This window comes from Hugenholtzia roseola DSM 9546, from assembly GCF_000422585.1.
Lineage (GTDB): Bacteria > Bacteroidota > Bacteroidia > Cytophagales > Bernardetiaceae > Hugenholtzia > Hugenholtzia roseola.
The window spans coordinates 18471-38737 of the sequence record NZ_AUGI01000056.1 but is presented as its reverse complement, the minus strand read 5'-3'; the positions used below and the strand labels follow the sequence as shown (position 1 = coordinate 38737).

The window sequence follows — 20267 nt, the reverse complement described above, 5'->3', positions numbered from 1 at the left end:
AATTATTTAAAAAAAGTAAAAAGTTCATTTTCTTGCTCTTCAAGTGTAAAGCCTAATTGTTCAAACACTTTAAACGAAGCAATATTAGTTTTCTTAACTTGAGCTTTAAGTTGTATACTTTTATTACTCATTTTTAGCTCCTCTAAGGCGTTTTTCACCATTAACTTTCCTAATCCTAAACCTCTATATTGCGTATCCACAGAATAATCAATTAAACCAAAGTTATCTTCGAAATCTATCCTAAGCTGTCCGATAGGATTTGATTCAATTTCAAAAACATAAAACTTTGTTTCCTCACTTTGCAATTTATTCAAAAACCATCGTTGATGATTTTCCCATGCTATAGGTTCAGTATTGATAGAATTTTGCCTTACTTCTATGTCATTTACCCAATCAAAATACAATTTCATATCGTCGATATTCGCCTTGCGAAGTTGTATCATCATACCATAAAAAACCTCTCTAAACCTTTTAATTATACCTTCAAAGAGGTTTTTAGAAGGTGTATAAACTTGTTTTGCTAAATCAATGCTTAAATTTATATTCTCAAATTTCTCAAAATGACCAAGCCCTAACCCCAACTTATTTTTTGATAAAAAGCGATACATTGCCTTCTGATTTTCCGCATACCAACCCGTAATCATATACATTCCCGTCGCCGTTACCTCATACGCAATCCCACTCGCAGGCACAATCGCCAGATGGCAGTGGAGCATCAAATCGCACATGGCTTGTGCTGAAAGATTTTGATGCAAATAAATGGCAGGCTTGTCTTCTACAAAAGTACGCAAATCTTGATAAAAAGCAAAGGCACTCCCCAATACGACATGAATTTCCTTGAATTTAGGACTCTCCCAAGTAGCCTTAGCCGCTTGCAGACTCAAATTGTGGATATCTGAGCCACCAAAACAAATCAAGACCTTTTCAATTTTTTCAATCTTGCGTCCGCCCTCTGCTGCCAATTTTTGCGCTGCCTCCAAAAAAGGACGGCGCAAAAGTGCGTAGTCCAGTCCCAAACAAAGTTTGGTGTAAGGTTCGCAACTGTACTCTTTTTCTGAAACGCCCCCAGCATGGTTTATCACGACATCAGCCACGAAATGCCAAGCGTGCATGTCGTCTATGCAAACGACCTTCAAGCCTGCTGCTTTTAGTATCTTTTGGTATTCGGTTTGGATTTGGTAGTGGTCTAAAACAATAACTTGCTCTTTTTTTAAAACCTGCTGCACCAAAAAACGCGCTTCCTCCAAAAAATCTTCGGTTTGGGGCAGTACAAGTAGTTTGAAGTTTGTTTCAATTTGTGCCTTCACCGCAGGCGTAGGGTTCTGCACTAAAAAAATGCAGTCAAATTCCTGCCGTAGCATATCTGCCAAAGCCAGACAGCGCGTAGTATGCCCCAAACCAATTTGGGTATTGCCATCGGCACGGAAAAAAAGAGGGGGGAGCAGTTTCAAAATGCTATCTTTTTTTAGTGTGGAAATTCTAATTGTGCCGCTTCGTTTTCTATTACTTTAAGCGTGTGCATAAAACCTTCATTTTTTAGCAGTATTTTCACATCTTCTACTTCTTGGCTGAAAGAAGCATATATTTTTTTCTGCCTATTTTCCTTATTGATAAGCAAAACCCAAGGGTTAGTTTCTATAAAAGGAGAAATCGCTTTAAAGCCAAATATAGGATTTTGAAGATATAAATTTTCATACAAAAGGCACATGAGAGCATAATCAGTTTGGGTATCCATCGTAAGCCTCCAGTCGCTATACACTTCGTTTTCAAAAAAGATAGGGTAGTGTAATCTAAACTGTTCAGGCTTTTTAGTGACGTAAGGCGTTACATGCTCCTTTTCTTCCGTTGAAGTCGCATTTTGAAAAGCTGTTTCTAAGGCACGAAAGGACAAAACTTCTACATTCATACCCAAAGGCAAGCCTTTTGTGTAGGTATAATCTGCCGCCGCTTGTATATGTGCATCAATCGCCTTTTGGATATAGATGGGGTCAAAACAAGGATTATCTGCCGTCAGGCGGACAATGGTGTCAAAATGTTGCGCCTTTGCAATTTCATAAAATCGCGACAAAACATCATCTTCATCACCTCTATAAAGTGCGCATTTATCTTTTAAAAGAGGTTCTAAAACCTGATTTTCGGCATTTATCGAAGAGGCTACCCAAACTTCATTTGCATTTTCTACGGCTTTGGCTCTTTTGATAATCTGCTCCAAAACGCTTTCTTTTCCATAAAAAGGTAATTTAAGCAAGATTTTACCTTTCAATCGGCTCGAACCCATGCGAGCTTGTATGATAATGCCAACTTTATGATTTGCCCCAAGATTTACCATGCTGTCCATCCTCCGTCGATGACGATATTTTGCCCTGTAATAAAATTAGAAGCCTGCGAACTCAATAAAACAAATGCACCTTGCAAATCTTTTGGATTACCCACGCGCCCAAGAGGTGATTTGTTTTTCAGTGAGGCAATAAATTCTGTATTTTCCTGCACTCCTTCGCTTGGGAAGGCGCCAGGGGTAACTGCATTTACCTGAATGTTGTATTTTCCCAAATAACAAGCAAAATAGCGGGTCATTTGTATTACCCCTGCTTTTGCTGCGCCGTAGTGTGGTGGATTGAGGAAGTTATTATTTTCATAAATTTCAAATTGAGGCGAAACAATCCCATACATAGAGGATACATTGATAATTTTTCCGCCTCTTTCTTTCATAAAAGGCAATACTTCTCTAATGCAACGGTAGACAGAATTGAGAGAACCATCGATACCATAATTCCAATCTTCGTCGCTCATCGTTTCAGGGTTTTGTCCCTTGCTGTAAAAAGCGTTATTGATAAGTACATCTATTGATTGTCCCTTTTGTATAATGGCTTGGTAGGCTTCCTTGATAGAAACAGTTTGAGAAATGTTACAATTCTGGAAAAAAATGCCCTCTCTTTCTTCAAAAGCGCGGTTAAACTTTTCTTCCGACTGACCCAATACCCATACCTGCGCCTGCGCTGCCAATAAGCCCTCACAAATGGCTTTTCCCAAATAGCCATAGCCACCTGTAATAAGCACAGTTTTGCCTTGTAAAGAAAATATAGTTTCTAAGTTTTCCATCTAAAAGGTAAAATTATATCTTCGTTGTCTTCTTGTAAAGAATTGAGATGTAAGTTTTGAAACCACGTTTTGTGTGCGTCAAAAGTTTCGATAAGTGCGAGATTTTGCTTCAAATCTGCGATTCCACTTAATCCCAATAAGACCTTATTAAGGTGCGGATTTTGCAACGCAAACCAAAGTGGGATAGCTGCCTTGCTAATTCCTGCCTCCTTTGTTAAGGCTGCTAAGGTCGCTAATTTTTCTCTAATAGGTGCAAAATGAGGCGAAATTTTTTCCAAAGGCATCAAAAACAAGCCTTGTAAAAAGACAGAGCGCACGTGAATTTCTACCCCTTGCACTTTGAGTTGTTCAAAATAAGGTTCAAAACGCCTATCAAAAAGATTGTAGGGAACTTGTAATAGGTCAAAAGAGAGGTTTTGCTCAAAAAGTTGTATCAATTGAGAGGGATAGTACAATGAAAATCCTACTTTCTCTACTTGATTCGCAACTTTCAAATCTTGCATTTCTTTCCAAAGAGCAGGATTTTTTTCAAAATCGTTGAAATCGTGCAAAAGATAACCATACAATTTTTGACAACCCAACGCCAAAAGCGAAGTTTCAACATCTTTTTTAGGTGAAATGCTTTGCGCTGCCATCTTCGAAACAATCTGAAAGGAAGCCTTTTCCATTTTCAAAACTTGCCCCAAAACTTGTTCGCTTTCACCATAAGCACGCGCCGTATCAAGCAAAGAAATGCCAAAATGCTGTGCCACCTTCAAAATTTCGGCAACTTCATTTATAGGCACTTTTCCTCGCTCGTTGGCAATGCCATAATCGAGACCAAATTGCACCGTACCGATACCGATTTTCTGTATCCAATTTTTCATGCTTGATATAGTAAAAATCTACCCACAAAATTCCAGCACTTTTTCAATCACAAAATCCTGCTCGGCTTCCGTTAGCGTTGGATACATGGGCAAAGAAAGGCAGGTTTGGTAGTAAGATTCTGCACGCGGCAAAGTTCCCTTTTGATAACCCAAACTTTGGTAATAGGGCAAGGTATGAACAGGAATATAATGCACCTGCGCAAAAATCTGATGCGTGCGCAAATAATCATACAAACCCTTGCGGTCTTCCACCTGAATTACGTAAAGGTGATAAGCGTGTTTGATTTTTTCTTTTGGGTATTGAAAAAAACAAACCTTGCTATTTTTGAAAGCTGCATCATAACGTGTCGCAATCTCCTGCCTTTTTTCTAAACCTTCATCAGCTCTTTCTAATTGAGATACACCAAGTGCAGCCAAAATATCAGGCAGGCGGTAGTTATAGCCCAAAGTCTGCATTTCGTAGTACCAACCGCCGTGATTTTCCTGTAGCAAGTCAGGATTTTTGGTAATGCCATGCGTGCGCAAAAGTTGTAACTTATCGTACAAATCTTTGCGATTTGTCGTAATCATGCCGCCCTCACCGCAGGCAATGTGCTTAACAGGGTGAAAAGAAAAAATAGCTAAATCAGCATAATTTCCATTTCCACAGGTCTGTTTTTCACCCTTTGAGTCTATAAAATAGCCGCCCGGTGCATGGCAAGCATCTTCGATAATCCAAAGTCCGTACTCGTCGGCTAAGGTACGTACTTTTTCCAAATTTACGGGCAGCCCCATAAAATCTACGGGAATGATGCCCGAAAAAGTACCCTTAGGGTTTGCCTGCAAAAGATTTTCTACCTTTTCTAAGTCAATCAGGGCAGTTTTGGGGTCTATGTCTACAAACTCTACCTTTCCGCCACAATAAAGCACGCAATTTGCCGAAGCTGCAAAAGTAATGGGCGTAGTGATGACGCGACTTTTTTCATTTACATTCAACGCCAAAGCGCAAAGGTGCAGCGCGGCTGTCCCATTGGCAAGGGCAACGGCATATTTTGCGCCTACATACTGGGCAAATTTTTCCTCAAACTCGGCAATTTTAGGACCTTGTGTGAGGAAGTCGTGTTGTAGGGCTGCCGTAACTGCGGCAATGTCTTGTTCTGAAATGTGCTGTTTTCCGTAGGGTATCATGGGTCAGAGTTTCTATTTAAAAGATGCAAAGATAAAGCAAAAAACATACTAAATATTTTCTAACTTTGTTATCCAGCTGTTAAAGCGAGGGCATTTTTCTCTGATGCGAGATAAACCAATTACATCAGAAATTATATCTCCATGCACAATTTTATTGTAGCCCCTAATAATGCGTTTAAGCCTATGGGAAGGCGTTGTCGCTTGGTTATCATTTATCATTTCGGGGTTAGGGTAGTCGGAATTTGTTGTTTCGAGTTCTTTTATCCCCACTAAATCTTGAGGTGGAATTTGGCTTTTCATCACTTCAATATTGCTAAAAAGCAGGGCTTCAAATTCGTGGAGTTGTAGATAAGGGAAGAATCTGTTGCGAAGCGGTAAATTTATATCTGCTTGCATAGATTGTTCTAAAAAATCCAAACGGCTACTTTTATTTGAAATGCTCTGTGCCTCTGCCCATTGTGGAAATAGATGTTTGGCACTTATGCCATAATAGTCTATGAGGGTTGTAAGGTAAACATTTTTATCCTCTTTGAGATGCCTTTCAATCTGTTCCTTCAAAACAGCCCACTTAACAATTCCACCTGCCGATGCTTTGATAAGTGGGGCGTGCAAATAAATGCTTTTTTCTTCAAAAAATGGTCTTAAAGTCTTTGCAGAAAAAGCCTGCTCCGTTTCGCCCTCACAGATGACAAGAAGTCTTTTCATAGTGTGAAATTTATTTTTTATTTAGAAGTTTAGATGTCCTGTTGAAATAATATTTCTTTTCCAAAGTTCATCAAGCGTATAATTTTCTAACCACTCGCTTAATTTTTCTGTTGAAAGTCGTTCAAAAATGCTTTCACCATCTTTTTGGTCGACGGTTATGATGTCTTCGGGTTCGAAATAACTAACTAAGTCGGTGGATTGTGTTGCGATAATAACCTTGCACTTTTTTGCTGCTGCTGACTTAATTAAGCCTGCAAGTTTTGCGATTGCAGAAGGGTGCAAACCCAATTCTGGCTCGTCAATAATAATAGTCTGTGGCAAGTCTGGTTGTAGAAAAAGCGTTGATAAAGCAATAAAACGAATAGTACCATCAGATAAATCATTTACGCCATACACAGAGGAGCTATATCTGCTTTGCCATCTCAATTTTAGGTTTCCATTTTTTTCGGTGCGAAAAAAGAAATCTAAAAAGTAGGGTGCAATGCTTTGAATAGTTTTTAAAATAAAGTTATAGGTAATAGGTTTTTCTTTTTTTATATTGTAAAGGTACGCCGCTAAGTTACTACCTTTTTCATAAAGATAATATTTATCGTTATCTATATTTGACTCTTTGTTAAAGGGTGAATTTTCGCCTGTATCATGAAAGTGATATTTTGCTAATTGCTTTAAATAACTTCGGATATATTCTGCTCTTGGCTCAGTTCGAAGCCGCAGGTTCGATTCTGCACCAAAGGAAGAAATTTCAAAAGGATTTGGCAGGTGAATATTATCGTACCACATTCCTTCTTTGACAAAGACAAAACCAGCCTCTCCCTTTTTTAACGTAAAAGAATAGGCGTTTGTATTTGGAAAATATAGTTTAGTAGAAATTTCACTTGTTACCTTATCTCCTTTGTGCAAGAAAGTATCTGTTCCTTTCAATGCCACAAATTCCTGCAAGTTACGGTTATGTATCTGCTTTAGAAAATCAAAGAAGGATAGGAAATTACTTTTACCACTACCATTTGCACCAATAAAGATATTAATTGAGCGAATCTCTAAACTCAATTCTTTTATAGATTTATAGCCTTTTATTTCAATTTTGTTCATATATTTTTAATAAAATAATAGTTTTTCCAAAAAAACCTCGCCGAAAATGCGCATTTCGGCGAGTAGCCTTTACAAAGGTTGAAAATCGGGGTCTATATGGGTCTTGATAAGGTCGCGAATTTGCGCCACACTAAGCCAATCATTGTTTTTGCCCGAACTATAAGCAAAGCCTTTTTCCACAGGTTTGGCTTGGTAGTAGGCAAGGTACTTTTCCATAATCTCCTGATACGATTTTTGCATCAAATTCGGCACAATGATAAAATAACGTTCCGTTTCAATCGTATTCAAAGAATCCGTTTCGGTAATCATCTCCTCGTGTAGCTTTTCACCCGGTCGTATGCCCACTACGCGCTGCTCACAAGAAGGCGCAATCGCTTGGGCAACTTCCGTAATGCGATAAGAAGGAATTTTAGGCACATAAAGCTCGCCGCCGATGGCTTTTTCTAAGGCATACAAGACCAAATCTACCCCTTCGGAAAGGGAGATATTAAAGCGCGTCATTTCGCTATCAGTAATGGGTAGGAAGCCCTCTTTTCGCTTTTCCAAAAAGAAAGGTATCACCGAACCGCGCGACCCCATGACGTTGCCGTATCGCACTACCGAAAAAGTAAGCTCGCGATTGCCCTTCATGTTGTTGGCAGCGACAAAGAGTTTGTCGGAACAAAGTTTGGTAGCACCATAGAGATTGATGGGTGCAGCGGCTTTGTCAGTAGAAAGTGCCACTACCTTTTTTACCCCCAAACTAAGGGCTGCATTGATGACATTTTCTGCGCCAAAGACGTTGGTCTTGATACACTCCATCGGGTTGTATTCCGCCACAGGCACGTGTTTGAGCGCAGCCGCATGAATGATGTAATCAATTCCCTCGCAGGCGCGTTTGAGCCTTTCGCCATCGCGCACATCGCCGATAAAATAGCGCAGTGCCACATGATTGCCATAAGGCGTATGATGCTGCATCTCGAACTGTTTGAGTTCGTCGCGTGAATAGACTACAATTTTCTTGACTTGGGGATACTTCTGTAAGACCGTCTGGATAAATTCCTTTCCAAAAGAGCCTGTGCCGCCCGTAATAAGTATGGATTTGCCGTTCAACATGAATAGGATTTGATTAAAGCTCGCTTTTCTTCTTTTTCGGAAAAATCGCTTTTCGATACTGCAAGAAAAGAAAAAAGCAGGGAGAAGCAAAATAGGTAAAGCAAAATTAGAGAAAGCATCTCAAAAAGACAACAATCCGAACAGAAACCCCACACAATCTTTGTACCTAAGCTGCTCGAAGGCGGCTATTAAAACTACTTCACTGCCTCAAAAAGGTGGTGATATAGGCGATATAAATATTTTTGCTTTTGCTGTTTTTGATTGGCTCTCGTAAAAAACTTTGTTTTTGAAGGCAAAAAATACGAAGGCGCGAAAAGGATAGGCACATACAAAACGCGCCGCAAGTGTGCTGCCCCTTCCGAAGGCGCAACTCGATGCCAAAGGTTGCCCAAGTGGAGCGTCAAATCGCCTGCCTGTGTTTCTATCGCAATTTCCTCTATTTCGGGCTTTTTATCAAAAAAATGCCACTTAAAAAAAAGATGTTCAAACGTATTTTTTTGGTGTGAAGCGGGCAAAATTCGCAAGCCACCTTTTTCTTTGGGCGTATCGTCTAAATGTAGCCCCAAATTGAGCATGGGTTGAGGCGATTTGAATAAAAACAAATCACGTAAATTGTCTATGTGCCAACCCATTTGAGCAAAATTCTTTTGTCTGAAAGTTTTTTTGTGGGCGTTTTTTTCCAAATTTTGATACTGACTAAAAACAAGTCCGTCCCGCGCTTGTAGCCCTAAAATAGCCTTCAAATCTTGCTTTTCTTTTGCTTTGTTTGTGAATTTTTTTTCAAAAAGCTGCACAAAGCTATCAAAAATTGGGGCTTCAAAAAAGGTTTGTAGTGGCTCACTTTGCAAATTTGCGAAAGGCAGTCGCTCTATTTTTTCTGTTTCTTTTTGGTAGTAAATAGGCAACTGATTGCTAAATTTTATTTGATTTTGAGATAACTTTTTTTCTACCTGCTGCAATTCTTTTTTCAAATCCTCCACCTGTGTAGGCGAAAGAAAGCCGCGCAGGTGCAAAAAACCTGCTTGGGCTAAAAACTGACCTGCCGAAGGCGAAATTTCAAAACGGCTTTTGAAATAACTTTCAGGAAAATTTTGAACATTAGAAAAATGAAGAAAAAAGTCTGAACAAGAAAAAATAGGATAGGGAGTCATGGGATTAAAAAATTAAAACGTATTTTTTCGCTGTTGTTTGCGTCCCGCCGTTGTTTGTGTCCTCACAAATGACAAAACGTTTTTCGCCGTTGTTTGTGTCCTGCCGTTGTTTGTGTCCCCACAAATGACAAAACTCAATACTTCCTACCACGCCAAACGCGCCTGCGGTGCGGCATCTTGTCCCACAAATTCTTTTGCAAGGTATAAAAAATGGGCGTTTATCGCTATCATAGCCGCATTATCGGTGCAGTATTCAAATTTTGGAATAAAGACTTCCCATTGGTGAGATTTGGCTTCTTGCAATAATTTTTGTCGCAATCCGCTATTAGCAGATACGCCTCCTGCAATGGCGATTTGTGAAATTTGGGTTTCTTGCGCCGCCTTTTTGAGTTTTTTCAAAAGCGTATCGATGAGTTTTTCTTGAATGGTAGCGCAAATATCAGCCAAATTTTCTTGCACAAAGTTAGGATTTTTTTGTACTTCTCTTTGTAAAAAATAGAGAATTGCTGTTTTCAAGCCGCTAAAAGAAAAATCAAGTCCTTCTGTTTGGACATCGGGTAGCGGGTAATTTTGTACCGTTCCTTTTTTTGCCCAACTATCTATATGAGGCCCCCCAGGGTAGGGCAGCCCTAACATTTTGGCGGTTTTATCGAAGGCTTCCCCTACGGCATCATCGATGGTCTGCCCCAAAATGTGCATCTCCAAAGGGCTTTCTACCCTAATCAGTTGCGTGTGTCCGCCACTAACGGTCAGGCAGAGAAAAGGGAATTTGGGCTTCGGCTCTTCTATAAAATGCGCCAAGACATGCGCCTTCATGTGATGCACGCCAATAAGCGGAATATCCAACGCTAAGGCTAATGATTTGGCAAAACTTGCCCCTACCAAAAGCGAACCCAAAAGCCCCGGTCCTTGGGTGAAGGCTACCGCCGAAAGTTCTTTTTTGGAAATTCCTGCCTGCTTTAAAGCCTCACTAACGACAGGGACGATATGCGACTGGTGCGCTCGCGAAGCCAATTCAGGCACAACACCGCCATACTGTTCATGCACCTTTTGGCTTGCCAAGACGTTGCTTTTCAAAGTGCCGCCTACCATAACGGCTGCCGAAGTATCGTCGCAGGAAGATTCTATCGCTAAAATGATAGGTTCTTTCATAAAAAAGACAAATTTGAGGATAAACTATTGTTTTACTTTTTCTTCTCTTAATTTTTCCAACTCCTGCCATTCGTCGCGCAGGCGAGCGGCTTCCAAAAAGTTTAAATCTTTGGAGGCGTTTTCCATCTGCTTTTTGGTCTTATCGATGAGTTTAGAAATTTCTTTGACCGACATATTTTGAATAACAGGGTCTAAGGTGATAGAACTTTTGGTTTCTTCCAAATAGGCTTTCGGAATAGATTTGGCATCAGCCACAGAGGTAAGCTGCATGATGTCCTCGCGCGATTTATAGACCGTTTTGGGCGTAATGTTGTGTTTTTGGTTGTGTTCGGATTGGATTTTGCGGCGGCGATTGGTTTCATCTATGGCACTTCGCATCGAGGGCGTAATCTTATCGGCATACATAATAACTTTGCCTTCGGAATTTCGCGCTGCCCTGCCCATTGTCTGGATAAGGGAGCGTTCATTTCTAAGAAAACCCTCCTTATCTGCATCTAAAATCGCGACAAGCGACACTTCGGGCAAATCTAACCCTTCGCGCAACATATTCACACCTACCAAGACATCTATATCACCCAGTCGCAATTCACGTATAATTTCTACCCTATCCAACGCCTTAACATCTGAATGAAGATAACGCGCCTTGATTTGTAGTTTCTCAAAATAGGCACTTAGCTCCTCTGCCATGCGCTTGGTAGTCGTTGTAATCAATACCCTGTCGCCTTTTTTTACGGTTTCGTCAATTTCGTCTAAAAGGTCATCTACCTGATTGAGCGTAGGGCGCACTTCTATTAAGGGGTCTAAAAGTCCCGTCGGGCGAATGATTTGTTCCACGATGATGCCTGCACATTTTTGCAGTTCGTAGTCGGCAGGCGTTGCACTTACAAAGACTCCTTGATGCACCAACGACTCAAATTCATTGAAAGTCAGGGGTCTATTGTCTAAGGCAGAAGGCAAGCGAAAGCCATAATCTACTAAGGCAATTTTGCGCGAACGGTCGCCGCCCCACATGGCGCGAACCTGCGGAATGGTTACGTGACTTTCATCTATTATCAAAAGAAAATCCTTTGGAAAATAATCTAACAAACAGTAAGGACGCTCGCCTGCTTTTCGCCTATCAAAATAGCGCGAATAATTTTCTATACCCGAACAATAGCCCAGTTCTTGCATCATCTCGATGTCGGCTTCGGTGCGTTCTTTTAGACGACGGGCTTCGTCAAATTTGCCATCTTTTTCTAAAAAGTCTAATTGTAATTCTAAATCTACTTTTATTTCTTCAATAACGGTATGCAAAGTATCCTTACTTGTTACGAAAAGGTTAGCGGCAAAAAGTAGGAAACTTTGCTCTCCTGCAAGGCGCGTTCCCGACATAGGGTCTATTACCTGAATTTCCTCTATTTCATCACCCCAAAAATAAAGACGATAGGCAATGTCTAAATAGGCAGGATAGATATCGACAATATCGCCTTTGATGCGAAACGTGCCTCGGCTAAAATCGTCATCACTGCGGCTATACATCAAATCTACCAAATCTAATAGAAGGCTTTGCGCCGAAATTTGCATGCCCTTTTCTATTTGTAGCGTATTTTTTGCAAATTCGTCTGGATTTGCCAAACCGTAGATACAAGAAACCGACGCAATCACGATAACATCAGACCTACCCGAAAGAAGCGAGGCTGTTGTGCTTAGTCTTAGTTTTTCGATGTCCTGATTGATAGCCAAATCTTTTTCAATATAGGTATCCGAAGAGGCGATATAGGCTTCGGGCTGATAATAGTCGTAATAAGAGATAAAATATTCTACGGCATTATTTGGAAAAAAGTGTTTAAATTCTCCATATAATTGTGCCGCTAAGGTTTTGTTATGGCTAATTATCAAAGTAGGGCGATTGGTCGCTGCAATGACATTTGCCATAGTGAAAGTCTTGCCACTGCCCGTAACGCCAAGCAAGACCTGAAACGGCTCACCTTGTTCGATACCCTCTACCAACTGTGCAATCGCCTGCGGTTGGTCGCCTGTGGGTTGATAAGAAGAAATAAGCTCGAATGCCATAAAAATACCGATAAAATAGGAGGTAGAAAACAAAAGGCGAAGATAAGCCTTTTTTCCAAAAAGTGCAATTCTACCGCTATCTAAAAAATGTCAGCCTTATCTCTTTGTACCTTGCTCTTTGTACCTTACTCAAATTCGGGGAAATAACCTTCTACTTCATCTTCGTCAGAATCATTGAAGGCATCTAAATCGAGCTGGTCTATGACATCGGGTATATACTCTAAGTTGGCATTTTCGCGGATAAGGTCAAAAAGCGGCGTGTAGTTGGCGCATACTTTTAGGGTGCGTTCAAAAAGGCGGATAGCTTTTCTACGCAATTCCTGCCTTTGCTCCTCATCTTCGCTATGCAGGGAGGCATCTAAGCAGGCTTTTCCGTAGGAATACAAAATACCGGGGTGTTCGCCTGTGCGCAATAACATCATTTCGTAGAGCGGACGCGCTTTTTCTATTTCCCCTTGCGAGGCGTATAAATTAGCAGGCGTAAGGTCTTGAAAAAGTGGTTCGGGCGATTGCAGCGATTTGAGTTGGGCATAGGCGGCAAAGGGCGCGGCTACCAGATAGAGCATATTTTTCCAAAAAGTGCGCTGAAAATGCTTTTGGGCGCAACTATCGCAGGCATGGTGAGTAGAATAAGTAATTGCCTCTTCTTTTGGCAACCAATAAAAATCAACTTCGGTATAAAGTTGGACGCGATTGTAGTATTCGCATTGCGGGCAGATGCGATACGTTTCGGGGTCGCGCTCATAGAGGGCTTTATTAAAAATCGTTTTACAATGTCCGCAATAGATATAAGCCGTTTCGGGCTTGTAGGAAAGGTCGACGGTGGCGGCGCATTGCGGACAAACAATGGTGCGAAAGTTGTGCCGCTCTCCTTTTTCTTCCATCTGCTTTTCTTTGATTTTCATACGAAAAGCCGTATAACGGTGGTCTATACGACTTTTAATATCAAAAGCATAGACACGCTCTACTTCAATCGCAAAACTATTGCTATAAGGTAGAATATGGTCGGATATTTTTTTGCTTACCGTAATGGCAGGATACAAGACAAAAACAATCTTATTGTCTTCGCGCTCCAATAAATAAATGTCCTCAAAGTAGAGCCTGCTGCCGTCTAAAAAGAGTCCCTTTTCTTCTAAGGTCGCGCGTTTTTGGAAGAAAGAACTGCGCTTTCCTTTTTCATCGAGAAAGAAAAAATTAAAATCGTATTGCGCAAAAGATAGCATAACCGAGTGTGTAGGGGAGAGTTATGTTAAAAAGGTAGGTTGAAAATTGTTTTTGCGGTTTGCTGCGGTGTGCTACTTTTTTTTGTAATGATTTCTATGCAAACCTTGTCCGTACTTCGATTCTTTGGGGGTAAAGAGGCGCACAAAGAAATTGCCTCTTTTGCCCTTGAAGTCTGCCCCGCCATGCTTGTGTGTCATGCGCACTTGACAACTTTCGATTTTACATTTTTTGGGTTTAGGCTTTCCTTTCTTTGCCAATTCCTCCGAAGTTTGTTCGCCTGCGGGAGCGCGTCTGCACGAGCTTAATGTGGGTGCGGTTACGAAAAGAAGCCCCAAAAGTAGAAGAAAAGATAGGCTTTTTGTGGTTTTTGTCGCCAGAAGGCTTTTTACATTTTTATAGAAAGTGAAAAGAGAGAATTTCATAAGGTTTAGCATTTGGGTACAAATAAGTTTGAATGGGATTTGTGTTTTGCCTGCAAACTCAAAAACGCCTTTTCAAGATAGCATGTCAAGATACGATTTTTTTATGAGGTTGCAAAATCATAAAACCAATATCTCCTCTTTCCTATGTGCGTCAAATTTGATAAACATAACGAGCAAAAGCGTAAAGGAGAAAAGCGAAGACCCCCCATAACTAAAAAAAGGCAGCGGAATCCCGATAACGGGAAAAAGTCCGATAGTCATGCCAATATTGACTAAGAAGTGAAAAAAAAGCACCGATAGCACGCCATAACCATAAACCCTTGCAAAGCGCGACTTCTGCCTTTCGGCAAGTTGTGAAATTCGAAAGAGTAGGGCAATAAAGAGCAACATTGCCAACATAGTACCTACCCAGCCTTGTTCTTCGCCGATTGTACAGAAGATAAAGTCGGTACTTTGGTCGGGAACGTAGTTGAGTTTGGTGTGTGTGCCTTGTAAAAAACCCTTGCCTGTGAGTCCGCCCGAAGCAATAGCCGCCTTTGAGTGATGCACCTGCCAGCCAAAACCCTTTTTATCGCTACTTGGGTCTATCAATACTTCCAAGCGGCGGCGTTGGTATTCGCGCAAGATGTCTTTGACAAAAAAATCCAGCGCAAGCACTACCGTTAGTGAAAGCAATAAGACCGTTCCTGCGAGCCAAATGCCTTTGTATAGTTTATCTACAAAAAAAGCAATCACAAATTTTATCAGAAACCAACTTCCTAAAAAACCAATAATCCAGTATAAAGTCGTCTGAAAGGCAGGCAGTTTGAGCAAAGACACCGTAGCCGATTCTTCTTTGGTCAGGCTCACTTCGGGAATCCAGAAGGGCAGCGTCAGCAGTGCCAAGTTTAGTATCGTAACCAAGACAAGTACCCACACTTTGGGGCGGTCTTCTTTTCGCCTTTTCAAAAAATCTATCAACTGAAAGATAAGCACCAAAGCTCCGCCCACGCTGATAAGATTTTGAAGCAAGCCCCACAAATCTTTTAGCATTAGCAGCGTCGCGACAAGCAATCCTATCGCAACCAAACCCGCCACCATCAGAAAAGAAGGCATGCCCTCACGATAAAAGACGATAGAAAAACTTGCAAAGACCAATGCCGAACCTGTATCGCCCTGCAAAAGTGTTAGCAGCGCGGGAATGAGGATAACGGCAAAACAAGCCGACAGGATTCGCCAATCTTTGGCACTTCGGCGCGTCCGTCCCAAAAAAAATGCTAACATCAGAGCCGTTGCCATTTTTGCAAATTCGGCAGGCTGAAAGCGAAAGCCACCTATTTCAAACCATGATTTCGAGTTGGCTACCTCGCGCCCAAAGACCAAAACGGCAATTAGCAGCAAGATTGCCCCTCCGTAGAAAGCAGGTGCAAAAGCCGTCAGGACGCGCACATCAAAAAAGATAATAAATGTTATCAGGATAAAGGAAAGTCCGATAAAAAGGGCTTGCTTTCCCGCATTTGTTTTGAGAAAAAAGGCTTCGAGTGTATAAGTGGCTTCTTCGTTGTAAATGGCAGCATAAATGCTAATCCAACCAAAAGCAACCAGCGAGAAATAGATAAAAAGGCTCAACCAATCTACTTGTGAAAGCAGTTTTTGATTTTCAGACTTAGGCATAGCGCGGCATTTTTTAAAACAGCTTCAAAACAAAAAAAGGACAATCGTACCACAAAGGTATTCTTTTTTGGGTAGAAAGCCGCTCAAAAATCTGACAAGCCAATATTTTCAAGTCAATATTTTGTCGCAATAAAAAGCAACGCCTCGAAGAGAGGCGAAGGAATAGTTTAGCCGTAAAAGTAGTAAATTGCTCCTACTGCCGTCAGTGCTGCCAAAACTGCTAAGGTAATTTTTATCCAACTATACGGACGCTCGCCCTGCACTTCGCCTGTACGTGCATTGACCAAAAAGCGATAGGGCTTTTCTTGGTAGCGATATGCACTAATCCATAAAGGCATCAAGACGTGTTTAAAAGTCGTGTTTTTGTATCGCGTATCGAGGCTCTCTATGCGCTGCGCATCTCCGCCAATTTGCGCTCTGATGCGTTCCGAAATAAGCACCTGCATTTGCTCTTTTGCCAACTCAAAGCCTTCTTTTAGCCCAACTTGATAGGTTTCGGTTTGAAAGCCTGCCAAAAAACGCTCATCAAAATCGACCAAATTTGTAGTATCCCAAGGCTCTAAGGCATCTACATATTGGCGCGGTAGGCTATGCGTTGCCGCAACGCAGACATCATCGAAGGCATAATCGAGCGACCCCGATACACTTGTCCATCGCGTTTTGGTTACGTGTCGCGTTTGGGTATTGCCGTTTTCGTCTTGATAGGTTTCACTTACGGTGTAATTATCGCCACGCTGCCCTGTATAACGGCTATGTGTTTGGCTATCATACGTCCAATAGGGCAAATACATGCCTTTTAATTTTTCGGAAATAGAAGCGCGTTTGGTTAAATCATTCGGCGCAAACCACAAACTTTTTAACCAATTTTTATATAAATCTTGTGCGCTTGTTTTATCTATCTTGAGGGGAAGCAACGATTTAGGCGGAATTATCTGGCAAAGCGTACCACTTTTGACGACTAAGACCGTTCCACAAAAAGGACATTCATCAGAGGTTACATGTTGGGGCATCGTAACCTGTGCGTAACAGCTGGGACATTTTACCGCCGCTACCTCTTTTTTAGGCACATCTGCCTGATGAAGCAGTGCTTCTTCGAGGTCTAATTCGGTTACTTGTGTTTTGCTTGTCGCAATCTCTTGTAAATTTCCGCAGTGCTGACATTCGAGCGCGTTTTTGGCGGGGTTGAATTGTAGGGCAGCACTGCCACAGACTTGACAACGCAAATCGGTTTGTAAGGGAGAGTGGCTCATGAAGGTTTGTTAGAGTTTGTTTGGGTCTTTGTATTCGCCTACTCTTTTTAAGCTCACCCTATCTTGGGTATTGACCTGTGTAGGTTTGCCATCTTCGAGTATCAATTCCCAAAGTAGTGTGGTGCCGTTTTCATCTTTATTTAGTTTAAGTCTGGCAAGTTGTATCGGATTATTTTCGGTAGGTTTTTTCAGTTCCAGATTCGCTACATCACCCTTTATTGTACCACTGATTTCATAATGCGATTCTCCTTCTTTGCCGTAGGTATGCCAACCTATAATACTGCTTCCTGATTGTAATAGGCTGATAGTCAATTTTTTAGAGTCCGAAGTTGCCCATTCCCAAGTGCCATTTATTTTTTCATAGGAAATATTTGCTTGTGCAGGATTATCAGCAGTACCTGTACTTGTCGCATTTTCTTGATAAGGTTGTAGGGTCAGGACTTCTCTCTTATTTTCATTTTTATACGAAACAAAAACAATTTTTAAGGTTTGTTTCGAAAGTTCTTCGATATGAAAGACCCAATAATAGGCGCGTATGGCGGGGTCGCTCAAAACTAAGGTTTTGCCTTCCTGAATATAAGCCCCTTCCATTCCTTGCACGCCCAAAAAAGCGGCTGAACGGTACTTGCCGTCTGCACCAAAGGCGATAACATTTTTGCCCTGCTCAAAAGTTTTTTGTGAAATTTTATTAGTAGCCAGCGAATCGCCCTTGTCTAAAATTTCGAGTAGGGTTACCGTCCATTTGGTATTTGCCAAACTCGAAAGGGCGTTTTCTTGTGCTGATAAGGTATAAAAATGGCAGGTTAGCGCAAAAAGAAGCACTAAATATGATTTTAAAAATGTTTTCATGCGATTTGAGTGTAAATTGTTTGAAGAAAGTGAGGCAAAATTGCTTTGCGCCCAAATGGGTAAGAAGTGTTATTTTTGTTGTAAGAAGCCTATCTTTATTTTTCTTTGTTTTTTTTGTTCGATTTTTCTCTATTTTTCTTTTTTTTAACATAAAAGAGAAATAGAGCGTTCAGGTGCGGTTACTATCGCTATGCAAAATCCATTTGTTTTAAAGCCAAACGGTTGATTTTGCCGCTTTCGGTCTTCGGAAATGGCGTAAGGTAATAAAAATTTTTCGGATTTTCATACTTACTAAGATGTTTTTCCAAATATTTTTTTAAGACTTGCTCTGTTTTTTCGTCCCAAGCATTGGCGCGTTCCCAAAGGCAAGCCACCTTTTCACCTAACCGCTCATCTGGCAGTCCCACAATGACAAAATGCGCTTCCAAGCCCAATGCGATAAGTGCCTTTTCCAAAAGCCTTTCTATTTTTTCAGGCTCTATCTTGACTCCGCCGCTATTGATAATGTTGTCATAACGACCACAATAGCGAAATTCGGTAGGTGAGCGCAATTCCGCCAAATCATTCGTAACCAAATGGGGCAAATCGAGATGCGGTGCAGAAATGACCAAACAATCGCGCTCGTCCAGCGCAACTTTTGTAGGGGCTAAGGTTTGGAAATAATCATCTGCCTGCCTGCCATTGATACGTCGCAAGGCAATATGGCTCAATGTTTCGGTCATGCCATAAGTCGCATAAATTTCTACCTTGGATAGCTTCCTTAGCTTCCTTAGCTTGCTTTCTAAGCCATAAGGGAGGGCTGCGCCTCCTAAAATAATTGCCCGCATCTGCTCTATGAGCGCGATTTTTTCAGGGGTTTCTGATAGGATAGTCTGCATTTGCAAGGGTACGAAGGCAGCAAAATCGAGCAAAGTCGTTTTTTTTAGGTCTGCCTCCCAAAATGCAAGCGGATTGCCTTGCGGTTTGATGACATAAAGTTCCATTTGCGCACACAACGCCCTGACTATCATCATCTTACCACCAATAAATTGTGCAGGAATGGCTAAAAGTGCGCGGTCATTTTTTCCAAGTCGCAAAGCCGCAAGCGTCGTCTGTGCGCTGGCTTGCATCTGATGGCGTGCTACCTTTATGGCTTTGGGGCTGCCCGTAGAACCCGAAGTATGGAGCATAAAATCGGTTTTGCCTTCAAGCCACTCTTTGATAAAGACGACAATCTCGATAAAATAATCGCCTAATAGTGGGTCTTGTGCCAAAACTGTTTTGATAGCCTCTATCTCGTTGGGAATTTGGGCGTAAGCATAACGAAGATGGCGCGTTGGCGTAATGCAGTGTAAAAACATAGCAAAGGCTCAAAGGTTGTACTGTATAATCGTATTGTAATTGTACGATTTGTAGTTTTTATTTTTTGTTTTATTTCATTTTTCAAATTCTTACCAACGTCTGTATTTGCCCTTGATGCGTTTCTTTTTCGGCTGTTTGGGGTATCTATCCATGCCCGGTCCGGGGCGCGAGGGGTGATATTTTTTCTTGCGAATAAGACCATTTCCTACGCCTGCTTTGCCTGCCCAATCTGCCCCCGGCATAAAATTGAATTTATAGCCAATCATAATTTCATTCGTGCTGCCTACTGCACCTGCCAAGTCAGAAATGGGGAAATCGCGTGCCAAACCGAAGCTAAGTCGTTGATAATCAAAACCTGCACAAATCGTAACGGCATATTGACTGCGATAGGCGGCACTGACGCGCACCAAATCGCGATAGGTGTATTGTGCGCCAATTTCAATTTGAGTAGGCGTATTCAAAACCTGCCGCACCATCAACATAGGTTCTAACTTGCTATCAGTAAAATCAAACTGACCTTTGAGCGTAAAAAGAAAATGATTAACGAGGCGCAAATTGTTGAGGTTTTCGTCGTCTGCGGTCAGTCCTGCATTGAGGAGCTGCGGTGCAACAAGTCCGATTTGTACCTTATTTCTAAAATTATAGTGCAGCCCAAAAGCCACTTCAAAACCGTTATATACGCCGCTATTGCCAAAAATATAGGGGTCGGTGGGGTGGCGCACATACAAATCTTCTAAGTTCATGCGATTTAGCACCATGCCGCCCGAAATACCAAAAGAAAGGGTAGAGCTATTTTCATAAGGACCGAAAATGTGATACGCATACGTTCCCATAATTTTATAGCGCGAATGAACATTGACCCTATCCTGATAAAAAGTAAGCCCTGCGCCTGAACGGTATTCATAAAAAGGCATATCATACGAAAAAAGAGCCGTCTTAGGGGCATTGTCCATGCCTACCCACTGCGAGCGGTAGGTCAGATTTGCCGAGCCAAAAGGCTGCAAACCCGCCCAAGCAGGATTGTAGATAAACTGATTGTGAAAATATTGGCTATAAAGTGGAATTTGCTGTGCCTGCAAAGAGAAGGAAAGCCCATAAATTCCCAAAAATAAAAGAAACAAGCCCTTACAAAGGCGAAGGTAGGATTTCATA

General features: G+C 41.4%; 18 protein-coding genes. All 18 read right to left on the bottom strand.

All coding sequences use genetic code 11. The features are described 5' to 3' along the window. Positions 1-2: 2 nt before the first annotated feature. Positions 3-1451, bottom strand: a complete 1449-nt coding sequence (gene pseG / locus G500_RS24900) for a UDP-2,4-diacetamido-2,4,6-trideoxy-beta-L-altropyranose hydrolase (RefSeq protein ID WP_051203351.1) — start codon at positions 1449-1451, stop codon at positions 3-5. Positions 1452-1465: 14 nt separating this feature from the next. After that, the gene (locus tag G500_RS22675) at positions 1466-2329 is read right to left on the bottom strand and encodes a cytidylyltransferase domain-containing protein (RefSeq protein ID WP_051203350.1); all 864 of its coding nucleotides are present in this window, start codon (positions 2327-2329) and stop codon (positions 1466-1468) included. Then, the gene (locus G500_RS0107035; RefSeq protein ID WP_027002062.1) at positions 2323-3099 is read right to left on the bottom strand and encodes an SDR family oxidoreductase; all 777 of its coding nucleotides are present in this window, start codon (positions 3097-3099) and stop codon (positions 2323-2325) included. The genes G500_RS22675 and G500_RS0107035 overlap by 7 nt, the downstream gene beginning before the upstream one ends. Continuing rightward, a complete protein-coding gene (locus G500_RS22670; RefSeq protein WP_035756551.1) occupies positions 3087-3965 on the bottom strand; it encodes an aldo/keto reductase in 879 nt (292 codons plus the stop codon). The genes G500_RS0107035 and G500_RS22670 overlap by 13 nt, the downstream gene beginning before the upstream one ends. 18 nt (positions 3966-3983) lie before the next feature. Further along, positions 3984-5132 (bottom strand): UDP-4-amino-4,6-dideoxy-N-acetyl-beta-L-altrosamine transaminase, encoded by a 1149-nt coding sequence (gene pseC / locus G500_RS0107025; RefSeq protein ID WP_027002061.1) that lies wholly within the window; start codon positions 5130-5132, stop codon positions 3984-3986. 48 nt (positions 5133-5180) lie between these two features. Next, entirely contained in the window at positions 5181-5837 is a 657-nt protein-coding gene (locus G500_RS0107020) for a DUF4276 family protein (RefSeq protein ID WP_027002060.1), read from the bottom strand. A 21-nt stretch (positions 5838-5858) separates the two neighbouring features. Then, entirely contained in the window at positions 5859-6926 is a 1068-nt protein-coding gene (locus tag G500_RS0107015) for an AAA family ATPase (protein WP_027002059.1), read from the bottom strand. A 69-nt stretch (positions 6927-6995) separates the two neighbouring features. Then, the gene (gene pseB, locus G500_RS0107010; RefSeq protein WP_035756549.1) at positions 6996-8021 is read right to left on the bottom strand and encodes a UDP-N-acetylglucosamine 4,6-dehydratase (inverting); all 1026 of its coding nucleotides are present in this window, start codon (positions 8019-8021) and stop codon (positions 6996-6998) included. A 194-nt stretch (positions 8022-8215) separates the two neighbouring features. Beyond that, on the bottom strand, positions 8216-9172 hold the full coding sequence (locus G500_RS24895; RefSeq protein ID WP_051203349.1) for a phytanoyl-CoA dioxygenase family protein: 957 nt from the start codon (positions 9170-9172) through the stop codon (positions 8216-8218). Positions 9173-9316: 144 nt separating this feature from the next. Next, positions 9317-10324 (bottom strand): tRNA (adenosine(37)-N6)-threonylcarbamoyltransferase complex transferase subunit TsaD, encoded by a 1008-nt coding sequence (tsaD, locus tag G500_RS0107000; RefSeq protein ID WP_027002057.1) that lies wholly within the window; start codon positions 10322-10324, stop codon positions 9317-9319. A 24-nt stretch (positions 10325-10348) separates the two neighbouring features. Then, the gene (gene uvrB, locus G500_RS0106995) at positions 10349-12376 is read right to left on the bottom strand and encodes an excinuclease ABC subunit UvrB (protein ID WP_027002056.1); all 2028 of its coding nucleotides are present in this window, start codon (positions 12374-12376) and stop codon (positions 10349-10351) included. Positions 12377-12501: 125 nt separating this feature from the next. Beyond that, a complete protein-coding gene (locus tag G500_RS0106990) occupies positions 12502-13599 on the bottom strand; it encodes a hypothetical protein (RefSeq protein WP_027002055.1) in 1098 nt (365 codons plus the stop codon). Positions 13600-13671: 72 nt separating this feature from the next. Continuing rightward, positions 13672-14022 carry a hypothetical protein gene (locus tag G500_RS0106985; RefSeq protein ID WP_027002054.1) on the bottom strand — a complete coding sequence of 117 codons (351 nt, stop codon included), beginning with the start codon at positions 14020-14022 and terminating at the stop codon, positions 13672-13674. Positions 14023-14139: 117 nt separating this feature from the next. After that, positions 14140-15675 (bottom strand): rod shape-determining protein RodA, encoded by a 1536-nt coding sequence (rodA, locus tag G500_RS26370; protein WP_027002053.1) that lies wholly within the window; start codon positions 15673-15675, stop codon positions 14140-14142. 167 nt (positions 15676-15842) lie between these two features. After that, entirely contained in the window at positions 15843-16925 is a 1083-nt protein-coding gene (locus G500_RS22660; protein WP_035756546.1) for a TFIIB-type zinc ribbon-containing protein, read from the bottom strand. Between the two features lie 9 nt (positions 16926-16934). Then, a complete protein-coding gene (locus G500_RS0106970; protein WP_027002052.1) occupies positions 16935-17774 on the bottom strand; it encodes a hypothetical protein in 840 nt (279 codons plus the stop codon). 188 nt (positions 17775-17962) lie between these two features. After that, positions 17963-19114: an AMP-binding protein gene (locus G500_RS22655; protein WP_051203348.1), complete on the bottom strand. Its 1152-nt coding sequence runs from the start codon at positions 19112-19114 to the stop codon at positions 17963-17965. A 90-nt stretch (positions 19115-19204) separates the two neighbouring features. Beyond that, positions 19205-20266, bottom strand: a complete 1062-nt coding sequence (locus G500_RS0106955) for a PorP/SprF family type IX secretion system membrane protein (RefSeq protein WP_154657056.1) — start codon at positions 20264-20266, stop codon at positions 19205-19207. Between the last annotated feature and the right edge of the window lies 1 nt (position 20267).

Coding starts and splice junctions, on each gene's coding strand:
- G500_RS0107035 (WP_027002062.1), bottom strand. CDS start 3,099: ATGGAAAACTTAGAAACTATATTTTCTTTACAAGGCAAAACTGTGCTT.
- rodA (WP_027002053.1), bottom strand. CDS start 15,675: ATGCCTAAGTCTGAAAATCAAAAACTGCTTTCACAAGTAGATTGGTTG.
- G500_RS0106955 (WP_154657056.1), bottom strand. CDS start 20,266: ATGAAATCCTACCTTCGCCTTTGTAAGGGCTTGTTTCTTTTATTTTTG.
- G500_RS0107015 (WP_027002059.1), bottom strand. CDS start 6,926: ATGAACAAAATTGAAATAAAAGGCTATAAATCTATAAAAGAATTGAGT.
- G500_RS24895 (WP_051203349.1), bottom strand. CDS start 9,172: ATGACTCCCTATCCTATTTTTTCTTGTTCAGACTTTTTTCTTCATTTT.
- G500_RS22675 (WP_051203350.1), bottom strand. CDS start 2,329: ATGGTAAATCTTGGGGCAAATCATAAAGTTGGCATTATCATACAAGCT.
- pseC (WP_027002061.1), bottom strand. CDS start 5,132: ATGATACCCTACGGAAAACAGCACATTTCAGAACAAGACATTGCCGCA.
- G500_RS0106990 (WP_027002055.1), bottom strand. CDS start 13,599: ATGCTATCTTTTGCGCAATACGATTTTAATTTTTTCTTTCTCGATGAA.
- pseB (WP_035756549.1), bottom strand. CDS start 8,021: ATGTTGAACGGCAAATCCATACTTATTACGGGCGGCACAGGCTCTTTT.
- G500_RS0107020 (WP_027002060.1), bottom strand. CDS start 5,837: ATGAAAAGACTTCTTGTCATCTGTGAGGGCGAAACGGAGCAGGCTTTT.
- G500_RS22655 (WP_051203348.1), bottom strand. CDS start 19,114: ATGTTTTTACACTGCATTACGCCAACGCGCCATCTTCGTTATGCTTAC.
- G500_RS22670 (WP_035756551.1), bottom strand. CDS start 3,965: ATGAAAAATTGGATACAGAAAATCGGTATCGGTACGGTGCAATTTGGT.
- G500_RS0106985 (WP_027002054.1), bottom strand. CDS start 14,022: ATGAAATTCTCTCTTTTCACTTTCTATAAAAATGTAAAAAGCCTTCTG.
- tsaD (WP_027002057.1), bottom strand. CDS start 10,324: ATGAAAGAACCTATCATTTTAGCGATAGAATCTTCCTGCGACGATACT.
- G500_RS0106970 (WP_027002052.1), bottom strand. CDS start 17,774: ATGAAAACATTTTTAAAATCATATTTAGTGCTTCTTTTTGCGCTAACC.
- uvrB (WP_027002056.1), bottom strand. CDS start 12,376: ATGGCATTCGAGCTTATTTCTTCTTATCAACCCACAGGCGACCAACCG.
- G500_RS22660 (WP_035756546.1), bottom strand. CDS start 16,925: ATGAGCCACTCTCCCTTACAAACCGATTTGCGTTGTCAAGTCTGTGGC.